General features: G+C 59.9%; 8 protein-coding genes. 1 reads left to right on the forward strand and 7 read right to left on the reverse strand.

The window, feature by feature from the left end:
• Window positions 1–1,692, forward strand: a 1,692-nt coding sequence (gene argS, locus SYN65AY6A5_RS13685) for an arginine--tRNA ligase (RefSeq protein ID WP_099884788.1), incomplete at its 5' end; no start/stop codon positions are given.
• A 206-nt stretch (window positions 1,693–1,898) separates the two neighbouring features.
• Here argS and SYN65AY6A5_RS14180 read toward each other — a convergent pair.
• The 7 genes from SYN65AY6A5_RS14180 to SYN65AY6A5_RS14185 all read right to left on the reverse strand — a co-directional run bounded on the left by SYN65AY6A5_RS14180 (window position 1,899) and on the right by SYN65AY6A5_RS14185 (window position 8,065).
• Window positions 1,899–2,114, reverse strand: coding sequence for a hypothetical protein (locus SYN65AY6A5_RS14180; RefSeq protein ID WP_011431506.1), 216 nt, complete (start codon window positions 2,112–2,114; stop codon window positions 1,899–1,901).
• A 15-nt stretch (window positions 2,115–2,129) separates the two neighbouring features.
• A complete protein-coding gene (locus tag SYN65AY6A5_RS13695) occupies window positions 2,130–3,785 on the reverse strand; it encodes a hypothetical protein (protein ID WP_240527793.1) in 1,656 nt (551 codons plus the stop codon).
• A gap of 285 nt (window positions 3,786–4,070) precedes the next feature.
• Window positions 4,071–4,946 carry a shikimate dehydrogenase gene (locus SYN65AY6A5_RS13700; RefSeq protein ID WP_011431504.1) on the reverse strand — a complete coding sequence of 292 codons (876 nt, stop codon included), beginning with the start codon at window positions 4,944–4,946 and terminating at the stop codon, window positions 4,071–4,073.
• Between the two features lie 35 nt (window positions 4,947–4,981).
• Window positions 4,982–5,485 carry a hypothetical protein gene (locus tag SYN65AY6A5_RS13705; protein WP_011431503.1) on the reverse strand — a complete coding sequence of 168 codons (504 nt, stop codon included), beginning with the start codon at window positions 5,483–5,485 and terminating at the stop codon, window positions 4,982–4,984.
• 67 nt (window positions 5,486–5,552) lie between these two features.
• Window positions 5,553–6,785 carry a response regulator gene (locus tag SYN65AY6A5_RS13710; RefSeq protein WP_240527794.1) on the reverse strand — a complete coding sequence of 411 codons (1,233 nt, stop codon included), beginning with the start codon at window positions 6,783–6,785 and terminating at the stop codon, window positions 5,553–5,555.
• 320 nt (window positions 6,786–7,105) lie between these two features.
• A complete protein-coding gene (locus SYN65AY6A5_RS13715) occupies window positions 7,106–7,876 on the reverse strand; it encodes an SIMPL domain-containing protein (RefSeq protein ID WP_240531076.1) in 771 nt (256 codons plus the stop codon).
• 3 nt (window positions 7,877–7,879) lie between these two features.
• On the reverse strand, window positions 7,880–8,065 hold the full coding sequence (locus SYN65AY6A5_RS14185; protein WP_041438644.1) for a hypothetical protein: 186 nt from the start codon (window positions 8,063–8,065) through the stop codon (window positions 7,880–7,882).
• Between the last annotated feature and the right edge of the window lie 64 nt (window positions 8,066–8,129).

Genomic DNA, 8,129 nt, shown 5'->3' on the forward strand with positions numbered 1-8,129 from the left:
CCCCAGCAAGCCACAGCGATTGCCCCCGTGATCCAGATCCCCAGCGACCCTCGCTACGGCGATTACGCCTGTCCCACCCCCCTGGGCATGGCCAAAGCCTGTCGCATGGCACCGACACAGATTGCCCAAACCCTGCAGAGCCATCTGGATCTGCCGGACATCGAAACTCAGGTGGCGGGAGGAGGGTATCTCAACTTCCGGCTAGGGGATCCCTTTTTGGCCAAGCGCTTGCAAGAGCTGCTACATCTGGGAGAAAACTTCGGCAAAACAGCCACCCCCCATCCCGAGCGCATTCTGCTGGAGTTTGTCTCCGCCAACCCGACGGGGCCCCTGCACGTGGGGCACGGGCGCTGGGCTGCTGTCGGCTCCACGCTGGCCAACCTGCTGCGCTGGACGGGGCACCAGGTGGAGCGGGAGTTCTACATCAACGATGCCGGCAACCAAATGCGGCTCCTGGGCCAGTCCCTCGAGGTGCGGGTGCGGCAACTGCAGGGGGAAGACATCGCTTTGCCGGAAGATGCCTATCACGGCACCTACTTGATCGAGATGGCCCAACGTCTCTTGGAGCAGGTGAAAGCCGGGATCCGCCCTCTGCCCACCACCTTGGAGGAATATATTGATTTGGCCTACGGGGAAATGCTGGCCTGGCAGAAGCAAACTCTCCAGCAATTGCGCACCGAGTTCGATCACTGGTTCAGCGAACGCCGCCTGCACACCCCGGATCCCGAGACGGGCCTGAGCGCCATCCAACAGACTTTACAGGAGCTGGAAGAACGCGGCTTTCTCTACAGGGCCAAGGCTCCCCGGGGTGAGGATCCCAAGCCGGGAGCGGAAGAGGCCGTCTATTTCAAAACCCAAGAGTTTGGCGACGACAAGGATCGGGTGGTGCAGAAGGCGGATGGCTCCTTTACCTACCTGGCCGCCGACATTGCCTACCACCGCGACAAAGTGCGGCGGGGCTATCAACGGCTCATCAACATCCTCGGCTCGGATCACCACGGCTATATCGGTCGCTTGCATGCGGCGGTGGGCGCCTTCAGCCCGGATGTCAAGCTGGAGATCCTGATTGGACAATTTGTCAAATTGTTCAAAACCGACCCGGAAACCGGCGAGAAAACCGAAGTGCGCATGTCCAAGCGCACCGGCAATTTTGTCTCCTTAAACGATCTCATCGACGATCCCGAAATTGGCGTTGGGGTGGATGCGGCCCGCTGGTTTTTGCTCAGCAGCAGCATGGACAGCCCCATCAACTTCGATTTGGATTTGGCCGTCAAGCAAACTTTCGACAACCCGGTGGTCTATGTCCACTACAGCCATGCCCGCTGCTGTACCCTGCTGCGGCGGCTTCAGGAAGAAGAAAAAGTGGAGCTAACTAACAAAGTTACCTTGACAGAGCAACAAAAACTGCCCTACCAAGAACCCGAAGAGCGGGCCCTGTTGCTGCGCCTGTTGGCCCTGCCCGATGAGCTGATCGCCGCTGCCGAAGAGCGCGCCCCCCACAAGATCATCCGCTATGCCGAGGCGATTGCCGCCGATTTCAACAAGTTTTATGACAACTGCCGCATTTTGCCCCTTTTGAAAGAGGATCCCCTCTTGGCTCAAGCCCGCATTCAATTGGTGCAGGCCACGCGACAGGTTTTGTTTAACGTGCTTACCGGCATTCTCGGCCTGAGCGCGCCGGAGTCGATGTAGATTTTAAGTAACACCGATCCCCATCTCAATACGAGAGGGAACTTGGGGATCAACTGCCTAAGTTTCGACTCTGTGGGCGCGCAAGAGCACGTTGGTTCCTAGCCTCTCTTGAGCCATCCAAAAAGCGCAAATCCACCACGAAACCTCGTCTTGGCGATAGATGCCACCGGTGAAAAGGTAAGGTTGCAAAATATCGGCCATCTGGGCTAAAGCTGGCACCTCAGCACATGATTGGCCCACACTTCGGGATCCAGAGCCTCATAAACGTAATCGGAAGGGAAATATAGATGGCTTGCTTCCAGGCTAGGTTGGCTGGTCAGCAATAACTGAGCAGGATCCGAAGACTCACATCCCAAGCGATCCCCGATTTGAAACGTGAGTTGAAACAAGCGGTTAATCAGCTCGAATTGTTCGGCGCTCATAGATTGAGATGGGCATCAGAGTTGACAAGTGCGACGGCTGCGTTCCAGCTCCGGCTCGATCCAAGAGAGGGCAAAGTGACTCACACAGGGCAACTGCGGGAAGCGGCGGGCCAGCTCTGCCATTTGGGCTTCCAGGCTGGGGCGTTTTCGCTGCGCTTGTCCCCACAGGCCGGCAATGGCCGGGCAGACAAAGGTCTGGGGAGAGGCCACGGCCAAGACCTGCTCCACCTGCTGCGCCACACAGGAGCCATCCTCGCACTTGGCATAGGCCATTGGGTGCCACTCCATGCCGGGATCGAAGCGATCCCAGGGCTGGAGACGAGCGTCAAACCCTTCTCCCACCGCCTGATTGCCATCGGGGAAAAAGACGGCTCCGCTCGGGATCCCAAGGCTTTGGGCCGGTTGGGCAGCTTGCCGTAGGTAATCGAGGATCCCGTAGCGGGCAAACTCGACGCTGAGCTGCCAGAGCTGCTGCTGCCAGCGCTCCTGTCGGAAAGCGGCGCTGGGTGTCGGAGAGGGGGTGGGATTCGCCGACGGCTGGGAATCCTCGTTTGCAAGGCTTGAATGTAGATCTTCGTTCCCGCCTGCTCTGCCTTGGGCCATCCCGTCCCATAGCTCTGGAGAAAGCGGCCGCTCCCCGCTTGCGCTGGGCCTGGGATCCCCTGGCTGACGCCACTTGGGCTCTTCGCCATAGGTGGCGTCCAGGTGGAGCACATCCGCCACTGTCACGTAGCCCTGGCTGAGGTAACGCTCCAGCAAGGCTCGGCCTGCCGCGTTTTCTGCCAAATCCAGGTAGGCTTGCCGGGCCGCCTCCCCATGGATCCAGAGATCCCGGACGGTGGCTGCCAGGCTGGATCCCCCAGAGCCGCGGGGATAGCGAATGTAGTCGAAGAGGATCCCATCCGGCTGCCGCTGCAGGATGCGGCGGATCAGCTCGGCAAAATCCCGGCGCGCCACGGGATGGAAGGGATCCACAAACACCTCATCCGGGCTGCCCAAATCTTCCAGAAGGGCCGTTGCCGGATCCAAGACGGTGGTGAGGCCACGGCCGTTGCGGGCCAAGACTGCCTGACGATCCGGTCGCTGTCCGTAGCTGTAGCCAAAATTGAGGGAAAACACCCAGGCATAAGCCGAAAGCCCTCGCCGTCGCGCCGCCTTGAGGGCCAAATCCAACAAATCGGCGTTGGGCTGTAGGCTGGGCCAGATCCCGCCCCCACCATCTGGCAAAATGGAGCGGCCATCGTAAAACGTCTCGATAAAGACGCGGTTGTAGCCCAGGTTCACCACCTGGTCAAACACCTGATCCAACACGCCCGGATTGGCATCGCAGGGATGCAAGCGCACCCAAATGGCTTGGATTTGCGGCCAACGGCGGCTACGGCAGGCGATCAAGGCAGCGCGATGTTCTGCCAAAACTTGGTTGTATTCAGCTCGGGCGGCATCTGACTGGGCGGCCCGCTGGCGCAGTTGGGCCTTGCGCGCCACTTCCTCAGGCGGCTGCCGGCAGAAGGCGTCGAGGGATCCCCTCTGTTCCCCCCTACCCTGCAACCCGGAATGGCCGGGCCAGAGGAATTGGGCCTGGGCGGCGATCCCGGATCCCAGGAGTATCAGCGCGCCGAGCACGCCCCCCAGCCAACGGATCCCGTATTTTTTCCACCGTTGCCTCAGCACTCCCGACACTCTCAACCTCTACTGAGAATGGCTTCAATCCTATCCTCTTTCTCCTCTAAAGATCGGCAAATCAAAAGCAATTGTTCCCGCTCGAACAAGCTCAATCAAGCTCATTTAACTTCGAGCCCGTTGTCCTGAAACTTCTCGCACGACTGTGGGCTTCTCAGCGCGGAGAATAACATTGCAGGAAGCTCGATCGTTTACCGATTTCAACAGAGTGAGGAGCCTATCTTTGTAGCAAAAAATACGGCTCTGTTTGAATTCAAGACTCAGCCAAGAGGACAACTAGGAGTTGGGATCCCCGATCTGGGCCAACTGCTGCCGGGCCGCCTGCCGCATCACCTCTACCGGCACGAGCTTGCCCCCCAGCCAGAGGGAGAGGGCTTTGGCCCCCTGGTGGATCAACATTTCCAGGCCGCCAATAGGGGTGTGGCCCAGCTCAGCAGCCATGCGCAGCAGCGGTGTGGGATCCGGCACATAGACCAAGTCATAGACAGTGGCGCCGGCGGGCAGAAGGCGCAGTTGCTCCCAGCTGAGGGGAGACAGCTCAGCAAGGGATCCCGGCTTATGCATGCCCACGGGGGTGGTGTTGACCAAAAGCCGCGTCTCAGCCAGGTGGCGATCCAGTTCTGCCCAGCTCAGCGTCTCCACCTGCGGCCAGGTCTGTTGCAAGGCACGTAACTTCTCAGGGGATCGCCCGGCCACCCGCACTGGCCCCAGCCCCAGCTCCAAACAGCCCTGGATGGCCGCCCGCGCCGCCCCGCCGGATCCCAGGATCAGGGTGGGGATCCCTTTCTCCAGGCCCAGCAAAGGCTGGACAAAGCCGTCGATATCGGTGTTGGTGCCGCCCCAGCCTCCCTCCGGCAGGGCGTAGACCGTGTTCACCGCTCCCACCGCTGCCGCCCGCGCTTCCACCTGGCTGAGCAAAGGCAGAATCGCCTGCTTGTGGGGAATGGTGACATTAAACCCCCGCACGCCGATGGCCGCCAGGCCGGCCACCGCCACCGCTAAGCGCTCTGCCGCCACCGGAAAGGGCACATAGCAGTAGTCTTCTCCCATGGCCGCCAGAGCGGCGTTGTGCATCGCCGGGGATAGGCTGTGGGCCACCGGATCCCCGATCAGGCCCAGCAACTGTGTGCTTCCCGAAATCCGCCTGTCCACTCCAATCCCAACTCCAAATTGTCTGCGAGTCTCGGCTATCGAGATTCCGACTCCACGCGATCTAGAGTTTGCCGGTAGCGCTGCCGCCAACTGGCCAGGGATTCCTCGGAAATGTGATCGATTAAGTTGCTGATCTCTCCCAGAATTTGGTAGGCGCGGTCAAAGCTTTGGCGGGTGCGCTCTTCTTGATCTGGTTGGCGCGCCTGCACCATGTACAGGCTCATCTTGATGGTTTGCAGCCGGTTTTTGCCCAGATCCTCCAGCATTTCGCGAATCTGACCGATGGCCTCCTGCCGCACTCGGCGCTGCCGCCGCCGCAACAGCCAGAACAGAATGCCGTGGATAACCCCCACCACGGTGGCGCTGACTGCCGTTGCCATTGCTACGGAAAGAGCGCTGCGGCTGGCCACCCAACCGCTGAGCAGGATTACGCCTATCCCCACCGCTGTCAGGATCAGCTCGATGTTGTCGAGAAACCACCTTCTTGCTGACTTCCAGGTAGCGGATCCTGCTCCTCGGCCCTGAATAGAATTGAACATCGCTGTTACACCTCTCCCCCACCCATTCTGCTCAAGCCAACCTGATGGCAAACTTTGGGGATCGGACTTACCGGCGCAGTCGCCATTTTCCGCGGCCCAGTTGACGCTTTAGACGACGCCGCGGTTTCCGCCGGCGGATCCACAAGGGCCTCTGAGAGCGGGATCCCGCTGCAGAGGTTTCAGATCCAAGCCTGCCAACCCTTTGGCTTAGCTCTTGGTTTTGTTGCCGCAACTCTTCGAGCTGCCGGAGGTGAGTTTCCAACTCCTGGCGCAGGTTGGCATTTTCTTGTTCCAGACGTTGCAGAGATTTCAGCAGCTCTGAAGACTCCGTCCCCCTGACACGGTCGGAAACGAGGATGGGATGGGGAGCAGTCACCACCGAGGTGTGGACATTTTTGCTGTCTCGCAGGGCTTGGGCAGCCCGTCGCAACAGGGCCACCCCCTTGGGATCGTCCTTATCTGTGAGCGTGGCCGCCCCAAATTGAAGCTGCACCGGCAGCGCTTGCCCATTCACCACAAAGGGATCCTGGATCAACCGCTGGCAGCAGCGCTCGGCAGCGATCTGGGCAGCGGCCAGAGTGCTCCCCGGCAGCACCACGATAAACTGGCCCTCGTCGTAGCAAAAGAGATCATCCCCCTCTCGCAAATTGTGGGCCAAGCGATCCGTAAACAGCTTGAGAAGAGCAGCCCGACCGCCGGCCTCCAGTCCTTGCCCCAGAGCAGCGAGGTTGGCCAAGCGCAGCACAAACAAACTGAGGGGATCCAATTGGGCACGGGCTTGGGCCACCCGCAACGGCAGGCGAGTAACCAGATCCTGCCGATTGCCCAAAGCAACCGAGCCAGAAGGAGATGAGACTTGTTTTTGTCCAGTCTGGAGCAGATATTGCTGGCGGCGGCTCTCCACAATGCGCAGCCCTGCCCGCACCCGCGTCAGCAGCTCCGCCGCCTGAAAAGGCTTAGAAAGAAACTCGTCGGCTCCGGCTTCTAAAGCTCGCTCCATGTTGTCGTTGCCCTCGCGGGCGGTCATGAGGATGTAGTACACCCAGGCATATTCGGGCGCTTGCCGCAACTGCCGGCACAGCTCTAGGCCGTCGAGAGCGGGCATGACCCAGTCGGCAATGATGAGATCTGGAGTTCGGCGGCGGATTTGTTCTAGGGCAGAAAGGCCATCCAGGGCATAGGAAATACTACAGCCCTGCTTGCCGAGAAAATTAGAGAGCATTTCCGCCACCATGTAGCTGTCATCCACGATCAGCACATGGGCCCGCAAGCTGCTGGCTTCGCCTTTGCTAGCGCCCAAGCTTGCCTGAGGGCCTTCAGACGTACCAGTGGCAGCAGCGCTCTCCAAATTGGGATCCACGGGCAAGCCAAAGCCAGATGAGAAGGAAATCCGGGAAAGCAAACTTTCCAATGGTTTTCCATCGCCATTCTAGACGTAGGGATTGGCAGCCACTACCTAACTTTGCCGGGTTATTTTTTTGAGATTTTTGAAGTTTCGTAGTCATTCCCAACCCGAGGAAGAGGCTTCTAGGCGTTCCTCCCTCTCCCAGGGGGAATCCTTCTCTGCCCCAGCGAGAGGGAAGGCAGGGTTCGACGCGACTTCATGGCCGCCACAGGAACCTAGAAACGAATCTCGAGCGTGACTTGGGCGCGCACGGTTTGTTGTCCTCCCTCCACTGGCGTGGAGGCTGCCTGTAGGCGAGCATACTCCGCTCCACCCATGCCTGCCAGAGGAACTGGCGGCGCGATGTAGCCCTCGCTGTGAATTTGGATGCGCTCCACGGAACGGCTGCTCAGGTTCAAGGCCCTCAACACATCGTTGGCTTGACGTTGGGCATCTTCTACAGCCTGCCTTAAGGCACGGCTGCGCGCCTGCAGCAAGGTGGCCTCGTCGGCCCGGAAGCTGACTGATTCCACCTGGGTAGCTCCGGCGGCCACGGCTTCATCCAGCACTTGTCCGGCTCGGGCTATGGGCACCTCAAATTGCAAGCTGTTCTGCCCCTGTACCCCGCTCAGGCGGGGTGGGCTCTGCTGGTAGTCGTATTGGGGATAGAGGGAAATGCCGGTGGTCTGCAGGGCGCTCACCTGCAGCTCTTTGAGGCGGTTCACCAGCCGCTCCGAACGCTCAGCCAGCTGCTGTTGGACAGATTGGGCCGTATCCCCTTGGATCACTACCCCCAGCCGGATCACCGCAATTGAGGTTTCCACGGCAACCGATCCCTGGCCGGTTACCGTCAAAGTTCGGGATCCTTCACCGGGACTGGCCATCGCTCCTCCATTGCTGCCAAGCCCATTCCACACCAATAAGACCAGCGCCAGTCCCAAAGCCAGCCAGGGCATTCCCTTCAAGAATCCCAACTGCTCTTTTTTCCAGCCCTTGCTCCCTTCCATGCTTCATCCCCAACTTACTCCCACCGCTCTTCCATCTGGCTGGACAAAAGCCCCAGCCACCAGTGCCCTAGCCTCACCCAGACGTTGCGTTGCTGCCCACCGCTGCAACAGCCCCTGGCCCTGTCTAATTCCTAGGAACAGGGCAACGGCAACTGCTGCCCCCAGCAGGGCCAATGCCAGCTCAGACATAGGGATAGACAGCAAGGCTACTGGCCATCCTAATGAGAGTTGCTCCAAGGTTGGGATCCCTGGC

The sequence above is a fragment of the Synechococcus sp. 65AY6A5 genome, assembly GCF_002760415.1.
Classification (GTDB): domain Bacteria; phylum Cyanobacteriota; class Cyanobacteriia; order Thermostichales; family Thermostichaceae; genus Thermostichus.

What these genes read in the sequence shown, in the direction of transcription:
- SYN65AY6A5_RS14180 (WP_011431506.1), bottom strand. Translation starts at nt 2,114, where the DNA reads ATGAGCGCCGAACAATTCGAGCTGATTAACCGCTTGTTTCAACTCACG.
- SYN65AY6A5_RS13705 (WP_011431503.1), bottom strand. Translation starts at nt 5,485, where the DNA reads ATGTTCAATTCTATTCAGGGCCGAGGAGCAGGATCCGCTACCTGGAAG.
- SYN65AY6A5_RS13715 (WP_240531076.1), bottom strand. Translation starts at nt 7,876, where the DNA reads ATGGAAGGGAGCAAGGGCTGGAAAAAAGAGCAGTTGGGATTCTTGAAG.
- SYN65AY6A5_RS14185 (WP_041438644.1), bottom strand. Translation starts at nt 8,065, where the DNA reads ATGTCTGAGCTGGCATTGGCCCTGCTGGGGGCAGCAGTTGCCGTTGCC.